The organism is Enterobacter sp. KB-280D8, assembly GCF_041399405.1.
In the GTDB taxonomy this organism is placed as follows: domain Bacteria; phylum Pseudomonadota; class Gammaproteobacteria; order Enterobacterales; family Enterobacteriaceae; genus Enterobacter; species Enterobacter cloacae_N.
The window spans coordinates 141,716-157,601 of sequence record NZ_JBGKEC010000004.1; the positions used below are offsets into that span (position 1 = coordinate 141,716).

At 58.7% G+C, this 15,886-nt stretch carries 13 protein-coding genes and 1 riboswitch; of the genes, 9 read left to right on the forward strand and 4 right to left on the reverse strand.

What is annotated here, in order from left to right; all coding sequences use genetic code 11:
- The first annotated feature begins 7 nt into the window (after positions 1-7).
- Positions 8-613 carry a 3-isopropylmalate dehydratase small subunit gene (gene leuD / locus AB8818_RS13635; protein WP_023345432.1) on the forward strand — a complete coding sequence of 202 codons (606 nt, stop codon included), beginning with the start codon at positions 8-10 and terminating at the stop codon, positions 611-613.
- A gap of 86 nt (positions 614-699) precedes the next feature.
- Here leuD and AB8818_RS13640 read toward each other — a convergent pair whose 3' ends face one another.
- Positions 700-1,878, reverse strand: a complete 1,179-nt coding sequence (locus AB8818_RS13640) for a sugar efflux transporter (protein WP_116342482.1) — start codon at positions 1,876-1,878, stop codon at positions 700-702.
- Positions 1,879-1,998: 120 nt separating this feature from the next.
- The gene (gene sgrT / locus AB8818_RS13645) at positions 1,999-2,151 is read right to left on the reverse strand and encodes a glucose uptake inhibitor SgrT (RefSeq protein WP_116342480.1); all 153 of its coding nucleotides are present in this window, start codon (positions 2,149-2,151) and stop codon (positions 1,999-2,001) included.
- A gap of 88 nt (positions 2,152-2,239) precedes the next feature.
- Between sgrT and sgrR the strand changes: the two genes are divergently transcribed.
- From sgrR to thiQ, 4 genes are all read left to right on the forward strand, one after another.
- Positions 2,240-3,895 (forward strand): HTH-type transcriptional regulator SgrR, encoded by a 1,656-nt coding sequence (sgrR, locus tag AB8818_RS13650; RefSeq protein ID WP_163330307.1) that lies wholly within the window; start codon positions 2,240-2,242, stop codon positions 3,893-3,895.
- Positions 3,896-3,931: 36 nt separating this feature from the next.
- Positions 3,932-4,032: riboswitch (TPP riboswitch) on the forward strand.
- Between the two features lie 31 nt (positions 4,033-4,063).
- Positions 4,064-5,047, forward strand: a complete 984-nt coding sequence (thiB, locus tag AB8818_RS13655; RefSeq protein ID WP_192981989.1) for a thiamine ABC transporter substrate binding subunit — start codon at positions 4,064-4,066, stop codon at positions 5,045-5,047.
- Entirely contained in the window at positions 5,023-6,633 is a 1,611-nt protein-coding gene (gene thiP / locus AB8818_RS13660) for a thiamine/thiamine pyrophosphate ABC transporter permease ThiP (RefSeq protein WP_192981986.1), read from the forward strand. Before thiB ends, thiP begins: the two co-directional genes overlap by 25 nt.
- Positions 6,617-7,318: a thiamine ABC transporter ATP-binding protein ThiQ gene (thiQ, locus tag AB8818_RS13665; protein WP_192981983.1), complete on the forward strand. Its 702-nt coding sequence runs from the start codon at positions 6,617-6,619 to the stop codon at positions 7,316-7,318. The genes thiP and thiQ overlap by 17 nt, the downstream gene beginning before the upstream one ends.
- Before the next feature lie 43 nt (positions 7,319-7,361).
- Here the strand turns inward: thiQ and AB8818_RS13670 are convergent, their stop codons facing one another.
- Positions 7,362-8,129, reverse strand: coding sequence for a DedA family protein (locus tag AB8818_RS13670; RefSeq protein WP_163330303.1), 768 nt, complete (start codon positions 8,127-8,129; stop codon positions 7,362-7,364).
- Between the two features lie 128 nt (positions 8,130-8,257).
- Complete coding sequence (araC, locus tag AB8818_RS13675) at positions 8,258-9,103, reverse strand: arabinose operon transcriptional regulator AraC (protein ID WP_116342460.1); 846 nt, start codon at positions 9,101-9,103, stop codon at positions 8,258-8,260.
- 337 nt (positions 9,104-9,440) lie between these two features.
- Here araC and araB point away from each other — a divergent pair, with 337 nt between their 5' ends.
- The 4 genes from araB (at position 9,441) to polB (ending at position 15,838) form a co-directional block, all read left to right on the forward strand.
- Positions 9,441-11,150, forward strand: a complete 1,710-nt coding sequence (araB, locus tag AB8818_RS13680; RefSeq protein WP_192981980.1) for a ribulokinase — start codon at positions 9,441-9,443, stop codon at positions 11,148-11,150.
- Positions 11,151-11,160: 10 nt separating this feature from the next.
- Positions 11,161-12,663 (forward strand): L-arabinose isomerase, encoded by a 1,503-nt coding sequence (araA, locus tag AB8818_RS13685; protein ID WP_032649842.1) that lies wholly within the window; start codon positions 11,161-11,163, stop codon positions 12,661-12,663.
- Positions 12,664-12,710: 47 nt separating this feature from the next.
- Entirely contained in the window at positions 12,711-13,406 is a 696-nt protein-coding gene (gene araD, locus AB8818_RS13690) for an L-ribulose-5-phosphate 4-epimerase (protein WP_025758012.1), read from the forward strand.
- 74 nt (positions 13,407-13,480) lie between these two features.
- Entirely contained in the window at positions 13,481-15,838 is a 2,358-nt protein-coding gene (gene polB, locus AB8818_RS13695) for a DNA polymerase II (protein WP_192981978.1), read from the forward strand.
- The last annotated feature ends 48 nt before the right edge of the window (positions 15,839-15,886 follow it).

Consider the following 15,886-nt stretch of genomic DNA (forward strand, 5'->3'; position numbering starts at 1 on the left):
GACAATCATGGCAGAAAAATTTACCCAACATACGGGCCGTGTTGTCCCGCTGGACGCCGCTAACGTCGATACGGACGCGATCATTCCTAAGCAGTTTTTGCAGAAAGTGACCCGCACCGGTTTTGGCGCACACCTGTTTAACGACTGGCGTTTTCTGGACGACAAAGGCGAAGTGCCGAACCCGGAATTCGTCCTGAACTTCCCGGAATACAAAGGTGCCTCCATTCTGCTGGCGCGGGAAAACTTCGGCTGCGGCTCATCGCGTGAGCATGCGCCATGGGCGTTGACCGACTACGGCTTTAAGGTAGTTATCGCCCCGAGCTTCGCGGATATCTTTTACGGCAACAGCTTCAACAACCAACTGCTGCCGGTGACGCTGAGCGACGAGCAGGTCGATGAATTGTTCGCGCTGGTTAAGGCGAACCCGGGCATGGCGTTTGAGGTGGATCTGGAAGGGGAAGTGGTGAAAGCCGGGGATAAGACCTACAGCTTCAGCATCGATGCCTTCCGTCGCCACTGCATGCTCAACGGTCTGGACAGCATTGGCCTGACGCTCCAGCACGAGGACGCCATCTCCGCGTACGAGAAAAAACAGCCTGCGTTTATGGGCTAAAAGCAGTGGCCCGCTGCACGCGGGCCATTGCTTCCCTCCGATACCTGTCAGACAATCGTCTCATTTCGTGAAGCCACCTCCCGGAATCAAACATCCTTGACCCGGCAGGTCAGCCCAAGCGTAACCACCGAAATCGCCGCAATCACCCAGTAAACCGAGGCATGGCCATAGCTTTGCGCCAGCGCCCCCTGAATCACCCCCGCCAGAATAACGCCCGTCGAAATGCTGTTGGTAAAAAGCGTGGTCGCAGAGCCTGCGCGTCCGGGCATAAGATCCTGGAACCAGAGCATGCCGATCCCGGCAACGATACCAATAAACACAGCGTTAAACAGCTGCAGCGCAAGCAGCGCTTCACGCGAATGGAAAAGGATCAGTCCCGCGTAAAACAGCACCCCGGCCGCCACGGCGACGATCATCATCCGACGCTTTCCGAAGCGCTTCACGTAATACCCCGCAAGAATCATCGCTGGAATTTCCAGCCCGGCAGCTGTGCCCATTAAGATCCCGGCAAGCTTGTCCGGCAGGCCCAGATCGCTGCTGATCCACAGCGGCATATCAATGATGTACATGGTGTTACAGGTCCACATCAGCGTGGAGGCGATAAACAGCATGCGGACGTTTTTATCCTGCCAGCCGCTCACCTGCGTGATGGGCTTATCCGTCGTCTGCTCAATCCGAGCGACGGACGGCAGCGCAAAGGCAATCAGCGCCAGGCTAATAATAAAAATGCCTGCCGCGATCGAAAACATGACCGTGAAGCCATAGTTCAGCGCCAGCATGAAGGCCAGCGGCGGGCCGATGACCCATGCAAGAGAGAGCTGCGCGCGCATCACCGAGCTGAACATCACCACCTCCCGCGCCGAGCTGTCGGCGTATTCACGGGCCAGCGCGAACAGCTGCGGCATGGCGGTATTGGCAAGAGAGGCCAGCAGCACGCCGCAGGTGATGAGCGTCAGGTAGTGACGGTTAAAGGCAAAAAGCAGCGCGTTGCCCACGGCCATCGCGCAGCAAAAGAGGATCAGCCTGCGGCGATCGCCCTGGCTGTCCGATCGTTTCGCCAGTCCCAGGCTAACGAGGATCCCGGCAATGGCGTTGACGGTATAAAACAGGCCAACCCAAAACGGCTGTGCGCCCACCTCGCGGCTGAGGAACAGGCTCAGCGTCGGCGCCTGTAGGGCCCCCGCCACGCCCATCATAAAGGCCACCAGCATAAAAGCGGCATATACGCCATTCAGGCGGCGCCCCATCGTCATCAACCACAGCATGCGCAAGTCCTTGTGAAAGCGAATCGAAATTGGGTGAAAGAATAAACGAAAAAAGCCAGCAAAAACATTTTGCTGGCGGGTGATAAACACCAATACTCAGTCACACATGATCGAGGCGAGTTAGCGGGAAGAGGTCGGTTTCGTAACGTCCCACTGCATCAGTTCTTCCAATATTTTCAGCCGTTGCTCTGCACACTGGCGGGCCAGCCAGGACGATCCTTTTGTCGCTGAAAAGTACTGCTGATAAAACTGACGTGCGGTAGACCTCTTCATAATTTACCTCCTCACTTCATCGGGAAGCATTATTGGCCTAATATAGGGATTAATAAATTGCTGATTTTTTGTCAGGAGTTCCCCTTTTATGCCATCCGGTCGACTGCAACAACAATTTATCCGCCTGTGGCAGTGCTGCGAGGGTCAATCGCAGGAGACCACGCTTAACGAGCTGGCAGAACTCCTCAATTGCTCTCGCCGCCATATGCGCACGTTGCTCAACACCATGCAGCAGCAGGGCTGGCTAAGCTGGGAGGCCGAGGCCGGACGCGGCAAGCGCTCTCGCTTAACCTTCCTCTATACTGGTCTGGCGCTGCAGCAACAGCGGGCGGAGGATCTGCTGGAGCAGGATCGCATCGATCAGCTGGTCCAGCTGGTGGGCGACAAGGCCGCCGTGCGCCAGATGCTGGTCTCGCATCTGGGGCGCAGCTTTCGTCAGGGCCGCCACATTATGCGGGTGCTCTACTATCGGCCAATGAAAAACCTGTTGCCCGGCACGGCGTTGCGTCGTTCTGAAACCCATATGGCCCGGCAGATATTCAGCGGCCTGACGAAAATAAATGAGGAAAACGGGGAGCTGGAAGCGGACATCGCGCACCACTGGCAGCAGCTTTCCCCCCTGCACTGGCGTTTCTTTTTACGCCCGGGCATTCACTTCCACCACGGACGCGAGCTGGAGATGAGTGACGTCATCGCCTCTCTGGAACGCGCCCGCACGCTTCCGCTCTATTCGCACGTCTCGCGGATCCACTCCCCCACGGCCTGGACGCTGGACATTGAATTGTCGCAGCCGGACAGATGGCTGCCGTGGCTGCTGGGCTATGTGCCCTCAATGATCCTGCCCGGCGAATGGCGATCGCTGAACAATTTTGCCAGCCTGCCGATTGGCACGGGCCCCTACTCCGTGACGCGCAATACCAACAACCAGCTCAAAATCCGCGCCTTTGATGACTATTTTGGCTATCGGGCGCTGATCGACGAAGTGAACGTCTGGGTATTACCGGATCTCAACGAAGAGCTGAGCGCAGGCCTGACGCTGGAAGGCCCCACAACAAGCGAAAAGGCGTTCGAAAGTCGCCTGGAGGAGGGCTGTTACTACCTGCTCTTTGACAGCCGCAGCCACCGCGGAGCAAACCACGACGTCCGCACGTGGATCAGCCATGTTCTGGCCCCGGCTAACCTGATTTATCACGCAGAGGAGCAATACCAGACCTGGTGGTTCCCGGCATATGGCCTGCTTCCGCGCTGGCACCATGCTCAGCCGGTGCGCAGTGGAAAACCTGCCGGGCTGGAGACCATCACCCTCAGCTACTATCGCGATCACATTGAGCACCGTTTTATCGCGAAGATTATGAGCAAGCTGCTGGCGGCCGAAGGCGTGACACTGGCGATACAGGAAGTCGACTATGATGAATGGCACCGCGGGGATGTCGTCAGCGATATCTGGCTCAATAGCGCCAACTTCACGCTGCCGCTTGATTTCTCGCTCTTTTCTCACCTGTATGAAGTGCCCCTCATTCAGCACTGTATCAACCGGGACTGGCAGCAGGACGCCGCGAAGTGGCGGGCAGGCGAAATGGATCTGGCCGCATGGTGCCAGGAGCTGCTGGCCGGGCAGACGATCGTACCGTTGATCCACCACTGGCTGCTGATCCAGGGACAGCGCAGCATGCGCGGCCTGCGGATGAACACCCTGGGCTGGTTTGATTTTAAATCCGCCTGGTTTGCGCCGCCGGAACCATAACGCTTTCGTAATATTCACCAAATCATTACAATAGCGCCGTTCTCAACGGGGTGCTGCATCACAGATGTGCGCTGAGATAATACCCGTCGAACCTGATCCGGATAACGCCGGCGAAGGGATTTGAGGCTGTCGCTCAAAATCCTTTGCCACTCAACTCTGAGGTGCAAAGTGTTAAAAAAAGTTTTCCCCCTGCTGGCGCTGTTTGCGCTGCCTGCTTTCGCGAAACCCGTCCTGACGGTCTACACCTACGACTCCTTCTCCGCCGACTGGGGCCCTGGCCCGGTGGTAAAAAAAGCCTTTGAAGCCGACTGCAACTGCGAGCTGAAGTTCGTGGCGCTGGAAGATGGCGTGTCGCTGCTCAACCGTCTGCGCATGGAAGGGAAAAACAGCAAGGCCGACGTGGTGCTCGGGCTGGATAACAACCTGCTGGAAGCCGCGACGCAAACCAGACTGTTTGCCAAAAGCGGCGTGGCGGCAGATGCCGTCAACGTGCCGGGCGGCTGGAAAAACGACACCTTCGTGCCGTTCGATTACGGCTATTTTGCTTTTGTTTACGACAAAAATAAGCTGAAAAACCCGCCGAAAAGCCTGAAAGAGCTGGTGGAAAGTGACCAGAAGTGGCGCGTGATCTATGAAGATCCGCGTACCAGCACGCCGGGTCTGGGCCTGCTGCTGTGGATGCAGAAAGTCTATGGAGATAAAGCGCCGGAAGCGTGGCAGAAACTGGCCGCCAAAACCGTCACCGTGACCAAGGGCTGGAGCGAAGCCTACGGCCTGTTCCTGAAAGGGGAAAGCGACCTTGTGCTGAGCTACACCACCTCTCCGGCCTACCACATCATCGCAGAGAAGAAAGACAACTATGCCGCCGCGAATTTTGCTGAAGGGCACTATCTGCAGGTGGAAGTGGCAGCGCGTACCGCCGCCAGCAAACAGCCGGAGCTGGCCGAGAAGTTCCTGAAGTTCATGGTTTCACCGGCGTTCCAGAATGCGATTCCCGCAGGCAACTGGATGTATCCGGTCACCAGCGTTACCCTGCCCGCAGGTTTCGAGCAGTTGACCAAACCAACAACCTCGCTGGAATTTACGCCGCAGCAGGTCGCCGCGCAGCGTGCAGCATGGGTAAGTGAATGGCAACGCGCCGTCAGCCGTTAATTCCCGGCTGGTTAATCCCCGGCCTGCTCGCCGCCATGCTGATGGTGGTGGTCAGCCTGGGGGCATTCCTTGCGTTGTGGTTTAATGCGCCAGAGAGCGATCTGCTCGCGCTCTGGCACGACAGCTATCTCTGGCACGTTATCCGGTTCTCTTTCTGGCAGGCGTTTCTTTCTGCGCTGCTGTCAGCGATCCCGGCCATTTTCCTCGCGCGAGCGCTGTACCGCCGGCGTTTTCCCGGCAGGCAGGCTCTGCTGCGCCTGTGCGCCATGACGCTGATCCTGCCGGTTCTGGTGGCCGTTTTTGGCATTCTGAGCGTCTACGGTCGTCAGGGCTGGCTTGCTTCGCTCTTTGCATCTTTGGGGCTGGAGTGGACCTTTTCCCCTTACGGGCTGAAAGGCATTCTGCTGGCGCACATTTTCTTCAATATGCCGATGGCGACGCGCCTCTTTTTACAGGCGCTGGAAAACATTCCCGGCGAGCAACGCCAGATTGCGGCTCAGCTCGGCATGCGCGGCTGGTCGTTCTTCCGCTTTGTCGAATGGCCGTGGCTGCGACGTCAGATTGCCCCGGTGGCCGCGCTAATCTTTATGCTCTGCTTCGCCAGCTTTGCCACCGTGCTTTCGCTCGGCGGTGGGCCGCAGGCCACCACCATTGAGCTGGCGATTTATCAGGCCTTAAGTTACGACTACGATCCGGGCCGCGCCGCGCTGCTGGCGATGGTGCAGATGGCGTGCTGTCTGGTGCTGGTGCTGCTGAGCCAGCGACTGAGTAAAGCCATTCCCGCTGGCAGTAATCAAATAACCGGCTGGCGCGACCCGCAGGACAGCCTGCACAGCCGCGTCGCCGATTTTATCCTGATTACGCTGGCGCTCATGCTACTGCTGCCGCCGCTGATGGCCGTTATCGTTGACGGACTGAACCTCAATCTCACGTCCGTCCTGCAGCAACCCGTCCTCTGGGAAGCGACGTGGACCTCGCTGCGCATCGCGCTGGCAGCCGGGCTGGTCTGTGTACTTCTGACCATGATGCTGCTCTGGAGCAGCCGCGAGCTCTACGCGCGTCATGCTCGTAAAACCGGACAGGCGCTGGAGCTGACGGGCATGCTGATTCTGGCGATGCCGGGCATCGTGCTGGCGACGGGCTTCTTTTTACTGTTCAACAGCACCATCGGCCTGCCGGAAAGCGCCGACGGCATCGTCATTTTTACCAACGCCTTAATGGCCATCCCTTACGCGCTTAAGGTGCTGGAAAACCCGATGCGCGACGTCAACAGCCGTTACGGTTTACTGTGCCAGTCGCTGGGCATGCAGGGCTGGCAGCGACTGAAGGTGGTCGAACTCCGCGCGCTAAAACGGCCGCTCGCCCAGGCGCTGGCGTTTGCTTGCGTGCTGTCGATTGGCGATTTTGGCGTGGTAGCCCTCTTTGGCAACGAAGATTTCCGCACGCTGCCGTTCTGGCTCTATCAGCAAATCGGCTCTTATCGCAGTCAGGACGGCGCGGTCACAGCACTGTTACTGCTGCTGCTGTGCTTTGCCTTATTTACCGTTATCGAAAAACTTCCGGGGCGCGATGTTAACACTGACTGATGTAACCTGGCTTTACCAGCATCTGCCGATGCGCTTCACGCTCTCCGTGCGCCAGGGGGAGATGATCGCCGTACTTGGCCCAAGCGGCGCGGGAAAAAGCACGCTGCTTAATTTGATTGCGGGTTTTCTTCAGCCGGCAAGCGGCGCGATCGTCATTGAAAATCACGATCATACCCACACGCCGCCCGCAAAACGTCCGGTCTCAATGCTGTTCCAGGAAAACAACCTGTTTACCCATCTGACGGTGCGGCAAAACATCGCTCTGGGAATGCATCCGGGGCTCAGGCTGAACGACGCCCAGCGCCAGAAGCTGGAGATCATTGCCGCACAGATGGGGATCACCGGGTTCATTGACAGGCTGCCGGGCGAGCTTTCCGGCGGCCAGCGTCAGCGCGTGGCGCTGGCGCGTTGTCTGGTGCGAGAGCAGCCAGTACTGCTGCTGGATGAGCCGTTCTCGGCGCTCGATCCCGCTCTGCGCCAGGAGATGCTGGCGCTGGTGCAGGACGTCTGTCAGCGCCAGCAACTGACGATGCTGATGGTGTCGCACAGTATTGAGGATGCCGCACGGATTGCGCCGCGATCGGTGGTGATTGCGGAGGGACGTATTTTGTGGGACGGAAGTACAGAAGAACTGCTGAGTGGTGAAGCGGGGGCGTCTTCATTGTTGGGCATTCGTGTGGTCTGATGCCCTTACCGTGGCCCTCTCCCCCAGGAAGAGGGAAAACGCCTTAACGGCTTACCACCTTCAACAGAATCTCGCCGTACACCGGCATCAGCGGGTGACGAATCAGCACCACCAGGGCCACCACCGCAACGCCCAGCGTCAGCGGGGCCAGCCACAAAAGACGAGAGCGCGGAAGATAGCGCGTCAGGCGATCGACGCTGGCTTTCGCGCTGCGCCATAGCCGCCAGCAGAGCCAGGCCGCCAGCCACAGCAGCACAGCCGTGCCCAGCAGCAGCCACTTAAACTCACCGCTTTGCATGCCGTCAGGGATATCAATCGCCGCGCCGGCGAGGATCCCCGGCAGGAAGTAAAACGGCGGCCAGAAGACGCAGCCGATGATGTTCGGCACCACGAACTTCGCGACCGGAAGGTCCAGCATCCCCGCCACCATCGGCACCAGCGGACGCGTTGGCCCAACGAAGCGGCCTACCAGAATGGTAAACATGCTGTGCTGATGCAGGGCATGCTCGGTTTTATCCAGCAGCGCTTTGTTCTTTTTCATAAAAGACCAGCGGTGCAGCGGCTTCTTAAAGCGCCAGCCCAGCCAGAAGGAGATCCAGTCCCCCATCAGGCAACCGATAATCCCGGCCAGCCACGCCTGCCAGAAATTAACCTCGCCGCTGCCGATCAGCGCGCCAAGCCCCGCCATCATCACGGTTCCGGGCAGGATCAACCCAACAAGCGCCAGCGATTCCAGAAACGCCACCAGCGCCACGGCGATGAGCGAGTACATAACGGACTGGGTAATAAAGTGTTCCAGCAATGCCTGCATAACTATTCCGGTCAGAAAACGAATCAGCGATTCTGCTTAGCGCCCCGCACCGCGTCAAGGCAACAATTGTCTGAATAGTTTACAGGTTGCTTTCCGCATTCACCTGCTTGTTTATCTTTTTTTACCGTTTATTCACATCCCGCGCGGAATTCGCTCGGGCTCGCGCCGGTGCATTTCTTAAACACGCGAGAAAAATAGAGCTGATCTTCAAATCCCACGTTGCGCCCAACGGTAGCAATCGGCATTCGGGTGGTGCTGAGCAGCAGCTTCGCCTGACTGATGCGCTGATCCTCACGCCAGCTCAGAACGCTGACGCCCAGCTGCTGGCGGAACAGATGCGACAGCCGCGACGGCGACAGACAGACGTGTTGGGCGACGCTGGCGATATCAAACTGGCTGTCGGCCAGATGGTCGCTAATGTACTGGCAGGCGTCGCGGACGCGGTTATCCAGCGGTGGGTTAAGCGATTCGTTGATGGCCTCCATGCGGCGCAGCAGCACCTGCTCAAGCAGGTTTATCGCCAGCAGTTCGGCATAGCGCCCGCCGGCCTGCCCCGCCTCAATAATCTGCGCGAACAGTTCGCGAAACTGCGCCAGATGAACCTCATCCGGGCGATAAAAGCCGGTATGCGCAAAAATAGCCGGCCACGAAAGCCACTCCTGCCAGTAGGCGCGCGGGCGAAAATAGACCCACTGGTGATACCACTCTTTAGCATCCGGATGACGCCCGTAGTGGTGGATCTCTCCCGGCGGAAACAGCAGGATATCGCCGGGACGGCAGACAAACTGCTGGTCACCGTTCTTGATGATCCCTTCCCCCCGCACGGTCAGGTTGAGAATATACCCTTTCATCCCGAGCGGTCGGTCGACGTAAAAATCGAGATATCCCTCAGCCTCGATAGGGGTCAGTCCCGCCACAAGGTGCGCGTTAAACGAGTATCCCGGCAACAGGGGATCGTTTTGCGTTTCGGCCATAGATTCAGTTCTCCCAAGGGTCCTGAAGGAAACCAATTGTCCATATCACTAAAAGCAGTATAAAAATGGCCTGCGAAAAGATCCAAAAAGCATCACGCCTCTTTTACGTCCGCCATGTTTCAGCCTTTCCCCCTGATTTCTCCGCCAGTACAGGCAGATAAGCAGTAACAAAAGTGTCTATAAGTGCGGCAGAAATGTCCACATTGAATATTTGCACGGCGTCACACTTTCCGTCGTAACAGCAATTTAGTCCATAAGATTAGCGGATCCTGCCTGACGATTTTCGCCCCCAGTCTCTAATGTTCTTCCATACCTGTTTTTTGGATGGAGCAACACCATGGCAATTGCAATTGGCCTCGATTTTGGCAGCGACTCGGTTCGCGCGCTGGCAGTGGACTGTACGTCCGGCCAGGAGATAGCAACCAGCGTTGAGTGGTACCCGCGCTGGCAGGAAGGGCGCTACTGCGATGCGGCGAACAACCAGTTCCGTCATCACCCGCGGGACTACATTGAGTCGATGGAAGCGGCAATCAAAACCGTACTGGCCGAACTGACGGACGCCCAGCGGGCCCAGGTCGTGGGGATTGGCGTCGACAGCACCGGCTCCACGCCTGCCCCGGTGGATGCCGAAGGCCGCGTGCTGGCACTGCGCCCGGAGTTTGCCGACAACCCGAACGCCATGTTCGTGCTGTGGAAAGACCATACTGCCGTGGAAGAGGCCGAAGCCATCACGCGCCTGTGCCATCAGCCGGGCAAAACAGACTACTCACGCTACATCGGCGGGATTTACTCCAGCGAATGGTTCTGGGCCAAAATCCTCCACGTCACCCGCGCCGACGCAACCGTTGCGCAGGCCGCGGCGTCCTGGATTGAGCTGTGCGACTGGGTGCCTGCCCTGCTCTCCGGCACCACCCGGCCGCAGGATATTCGCCGCGGGCGCTGCAGCGCCGGGCATAAATCCCTGTGGCATGAAAGCTGGGGCGGCCTGCCTCCGGCCGCGTTCTTTGATGAACTCGACCCAATCATCAACAAGAATCTCAAATACCCGCTGTTTACCGACACCTTCACCGCCGATATTCCGGTCGGCACGCTTTGTGAAGAGTGGGCGACGCGTCTCGGCCTGCCGCAGAACGTGACCATCTCCGGCGGCGCGTTTGACTGTCATATGGGCGCCGTGGGCGCGGGCGCGCAGCCCAACACCCTGGTAAAAGTTATCGGTACTTCGACCTGCGACATTCTGACGGCAGATAAAGCCAGCGTCGGCGACCGCGCGGTGAAAGGCATCTGCGGCCAGGTTGACGGCAGCGTGGTGCCGGACTTCATCGGTCTGGAAGCCGGTCAGTCCGCGTTTGGCGATATTTACGCCTGGTTTGGCCGCGTGCTGGGCTGGCCTCTGGACCAGCTGGCAGCGGCGCATCCAGAGCTGAAACCCCAGATTGCCGACAGCAAAAAGCAGCTCCTGCCGCAGCTCACCGAAGCCTGGGCCAAAAATCCGTCTCTCGATCACCTCCCGGTGGTGCTGGACTGGTTTAACGGTCGCCGCACGCCGTTTGCCAACCAGCGTCTGAAAGGGGTGATTACCGATCTCAACCTGGCGACCGACGCTCCAGCGCTGTTCGGCGGCCTGATTGCCGCAACGGCCTTCGGTGCCCGCGCCATTATGGAGTGCTTCACCGAGCAGGGCATCGACGTGAACAACGTGATGGCGCTGGGCGGCATCGCCCGTAAAAACCCGGTGATTATGCAGGCCTGCTGCGACGTGCTGAACCGTCCGCTGCAGATTGTGGCTTCCGATCAGTGCTGCGCGCTGGGCGCGGCGATTTTCGCTGCCGTGGCCGCAGGCGTGCATTCCGATATCCCGACCGCACAGCAGCATATGGCGAGCGCCGTCGAAAATACGCTCCAGCCGCATGCCCGGCAGGCACAACGCTTTGAACAGCTTTATCAGCGCTACCAGCAATGGGCAAAAAGCGCCGAACTTCACTATCTCCCTGTCGCCGCCCCGGCCAAAAGCACCGCGGACACTACGGCAACCCTGACCCATTAAGGACACGATGATGACCATTTTTAATAACTATGAAGTGTGGTTTGTGATTGGCAGCCAGCATCTGTACGGACCGGAAGCGCTGCAGCAGGTGACGAAACACGCGGAGCACGTGGTTAACGCGCTGAACGCGGAAGCCAAACTGCCGTGCAAACTGGTACTGAAACCGCTGGGCACCACGCCGGACGAAATTACCCACATCTGCCGCGACGCGAACTACGACGATAAATGCGCAGGTCTGGTGGTGTGGCTGCATACCTTCTCTCCGGCCAAAATGTGGATCAACGGTCTGTCTATCCTCAACAAACCGCTGCTGCAGTTCCATACCCAGTTCAATGCCTCCCTGCCGTGGGACAGCATCGACATGGACTTCATGAACCTGAACCAGACCGCGCACGGCGGCCGCGAGTTTGGCTTCATCGGCGCGCGCATGCGCCAGCAGCACGCGGTGGTCACCGGCCACTGGCAGGATGGCAAGGCGCAACAACGTATCGGCTCCTGGATGCGACAGGCGGTCTCTAAGCAGGATACCCGCCACCTGAAAGTGGTGCGTTTCGGCGACAACATGCGTGAAGTGGCGGTCACCGACGGCGATAAAGTCGCTGCGCAGATTAAATTCGGCTTCTCCGTAAATACATGGGCAGTGGGCGACCTGGTGCAGGTGGTGAATGAAATCAGCGACGGCGACGTGAGCGCGCTGGTGGATGAATACGAAAGCAGCTACCGCCTGACCCCTGCGGCACAAATCAACGGCGACAAGCGCCAGAACGTGCTGGATGCAGCGCGCATTGAGCTGGGCATGAAGCGCTTCCTGGAACAGGGTGGCTTCCACGCTTTTACTACCACTTTTGAAGACCTCCACGGCCTGAAACAGCTGCCGGGCCTGGCTGTACAACGTCTGATGCAGCAGGGCTACGGCTTTGCAGGCGAAGGCGACTGGAAAACTGCCGCTCTGCTTCGCATCATGAAGGTGATGTCGACCGGTCTGCAGGGCGGCACCTCCTTTATGGAGGACTACACCTACCACTTCGAAAACGGCAACGACCTGGTGCTCGGCTCCCACATGCTGGAAGTGTGCCCTTCTATCGCCGTCGAAGAGAAACCGATCCTCGACGTGCAGTATCTCGGCATCGGCGGCAAAGCCGATCCGGCGCGTCTGATCTTCAACACCCGCACCGGCCCGGCCATCAACGCCAGCCTGATCGATCTGGGCGATCGTTTCCGCCTGCTGGTGAACTGCGTCGATGCGGTTGAAACGCCACATTCCCTGCCGAAACTGCCTGTCGCCAACGCCCTGTGGAAAGCGCAGCCGGACCTGCCGACCGCGTCAGAGGCGTGGATCCTGGCCGGCGGCGCGCACCACACGGTGTTCAGCCACGCGCTGGATCTGAACGACATGCGTCAGTTCGCCGAGCTGCACGATATCGAGCTGACCGTCATTGATAACGATACCCGCCTGCCCGCCTTTAAGGACGCGCTGCGCTGGAACGAAGTCTATTACGGTTCAAAACGCTAAGTACGGAATGCCCGGTGGCGCTACGCCCACCGGGCAGGGAGACAACAATGTTAGACGATCTCAAACGTCAGGTGCTCGAAGCCAACCTGGCGCTGCCGAAACATAACCTGGTGACCCTGACCTGGGGCAACGTCAGCGCCGTTGACCGGGAAAAAGGCGTGTTCGTGATCAAGCCTTCCGGCGTGGATTACACGGTGATGACCGCGGACGATATGGTGGTGGTCAGCATCGAGACGGGTGAAGTGGTGGAAGGTAACAAAAAACCGTCATCCGATACGCCCACTCACCGCCTGCTGTACCGGTCATTCCCGACCATCGGCGGCATTGTGCATACCCATTCTCGTCACGCGACCATCTGGGCGCAGGCGGGCCAGTCGATCCCGGCGACCGGCACCACCCACGCGGACTACTTTTACGGCACCATTCCCTGCACGCGTCTGATGACCGATGCAGAGATCAACGGTGAGTACGAGTGGGAAACGGGTAACGTAATTGTCGAAACCTTCGAAAAACAGGGAATCGACGCGGCGCAGATGCCCGGCGTGCTGGTGCACTCCCACGGCCCGTTTGCCTGGGGTAAAAACGCGGAAGATGCGGTGCATAACGCGATCGTGCTCGAAGAGGTGGCCTATATGGGGATCTTCTGTCGCCAGCTCGCGCCGCAACTACCGGATATGCAGCAAACCCTGCTGGATAAACACTACCTGCGCAAGCACGGCGCGAAGGCCTATTACGGACAATAAACTGTATATATCTCCAGCATAAAACATTCAACCAGGCTATAATCAGGCCTGGTTTTGTTTTATGGGATAGCGGCGTGGCACAGGCGCAAGAAGGCTTTTTACTGACCCGACACTGGCGGGATACCCCTCAGGGCACCGAGGTCGCGTTCTGGCTGGCGACGGACAACGGCCCGCTGCACGTTACGCTGCCGCCGCAGGAGTCCGTGGCATTTATCCCTGAAACGCACGTCGAAAAGGTGAAGCAGCTGCTGCGCGACGAAAGCGGCTGGCGCATTACCCAGCTTGAACTGAAAGATTTCCACCGCCAGCCGGTTTACGGCCTCTACTGCCGCGCCCATCGCCAGCTGATGCGCTATGAAAAGCTGCTGCGCGAAGCGGGCGTGACGCTCTACGAAGCGGATATCCGCCCGCCGGAACGCTTTCTGATGGAGCGGTTTATAACCGCGCCCGTCTGGGTAGACGGCGCAGAGCAAAACGGCACCCTCATCAACGCTCGCCTGAAGCCGAATCCGCATTATCGTCCACCTCTGAAGTGGGTCTCCCTGGATATAGAAACCACCCGTCATGGCGAACTGTACTGCATCGGTCTTGAAGGCTGCGGGAAGCGGGTTGTGTATATGCTCGGGCCGCCGAACGGCGATGCGTCCGCGCTGGATTTTCAGCTTGAGTACGTCAGCAGCCGCCCGCAGTTGCTGGAGAAACTTAACCAGTGGTTTGCCAGGCACGACCCGGATGTGCTGATCGGCTGGAACGTGGTGCAGTTTGACCTGCGCGTGCTGCAAAAACACGCCGAGCGGTATCGCATCCCGCTGATGCTCGGGCGCGGAAATACGGAGCTGGAGTGGCGCGAGCACGGCTTTAAGAACGGCGTGTTCTTTGCGCAGGCCAACGGACGACTGATTATCGACGGCATCGAGGCGCTGAAATCCGCTTTCTGGAATTTCTCCTCCTTCTCTCTGGAAGCGGTAGCGCAGGAATTGCTCGGTGAAGGCAAATCCATCGACAATCCGTGGGACCGCATGGACGAGATCGACCGGCGCTTCAACGAAGACAAACCCGCGCTCGCTACCTATAACCTGAAAGACTGCGAGCTGGTGACGCAGATTTTCCATAAAACCGAGATCATGCCGTTCCTGCTGGAGCGGGCGACGGTAAACGGCCTGGCGGCAGACAGGCACGGCGGCTCGGTAGCGGCCTTTAGCCACCTCTATTTCCCACGAATGCACCGTGCGGGCTATGTTGCGCCCAACCTCGGAGACGTGCCGCCGCAGGCCAGCCCCGGCGGCTACGTGATGGACTCCCGGCCTGGACTGTATGACTCGGTTCTGGTGCTGGACTACAAAAGCCTCTACCCGTCGATTATCCGCACCTTCCTGATCGATCCCGTCGGGCTGGTAGAAGGCATGGCGCAGCCGGACGACGCCCACAGCACCGACGGTTTCCTCGGCGCCCGTTTTTCGCGGGAAAAGCACTGCCTGCCTGAAATCGTGGGGAACATCTGGCACGGCCGCGATGAGGCCAAGCGCCACGGCAACAAGCCGCTCTCGCAGGCGCTGAAAATCATTATGAACGCCTTTTACGGCGTGCTGGGGACCAGCGCCTGCCGCTTCTTTGATCCCCGTCTGGCCTCGTCCATCACCATGCGCGGGCACGACATCATGCGCCAGACCAAAGCGCTGATTGAATCCCGGGGCTATGACGTTATCTACGGCGACACGGATTCCACCTTTGTGTGGCTTAAGAGCGCACGTACAGAAGAGGATGCCTCGCGAATCGGCAAAGAACTGGTCGCTTTCGTGAACGCCTGGTGGCAGGAACATTTGCAAAAAGAGCGGTTAACCAGCGCATTAGAACTGGAATTTGAAACCCATTTTGCCCGCTTTTTAATGCCCACCATTCGCGGTACCGATCAGGGCAGCAAGAAGCGCTACGCCGGGCTGATTCAGGAAGGAGATAAGCAGCGTATGGTCTTTAAAGGCCTGGAAACGGTGCGCACCGACTGGACGCCGCTGGCACAGCAGTTTCAGCAAACCCTTTACCTGCGAGTGTTTCGCAACGAGCCGTATCAGGATTACGTGCGTGAAACCATCGCCAGCCTGATGGCGGGCGAACTGGATAACCAGCTGGTCTACCGCAAACGCCTGAGCCGCCCGCTGGCGGAGTACCAGCGCAACGTTCCTCCACACGTGCGCGCCGCGCGTCTGGCGGATGAAGAAAACGTGCGCCGCGGACGTGCGCCACAGTATCAAAATCGGGGTACCATTAAGTACGTCTGGACGATTAACGGCCCGGAACCCGTTGATTACCAGCAGTCTCCGCTCGATTACGATCACTATCTTACGCGTCAGCTTCAGCCCGTCGCCGACGGAATTTTGCCCTTCATTGACGACGATTTTGCTACACTAGTGACAGGGCAACTTGGCCTATTTTGACGCGTGACGAAATGGCTGCCATCCAGTACCATAGCGCCCTTTCCATTC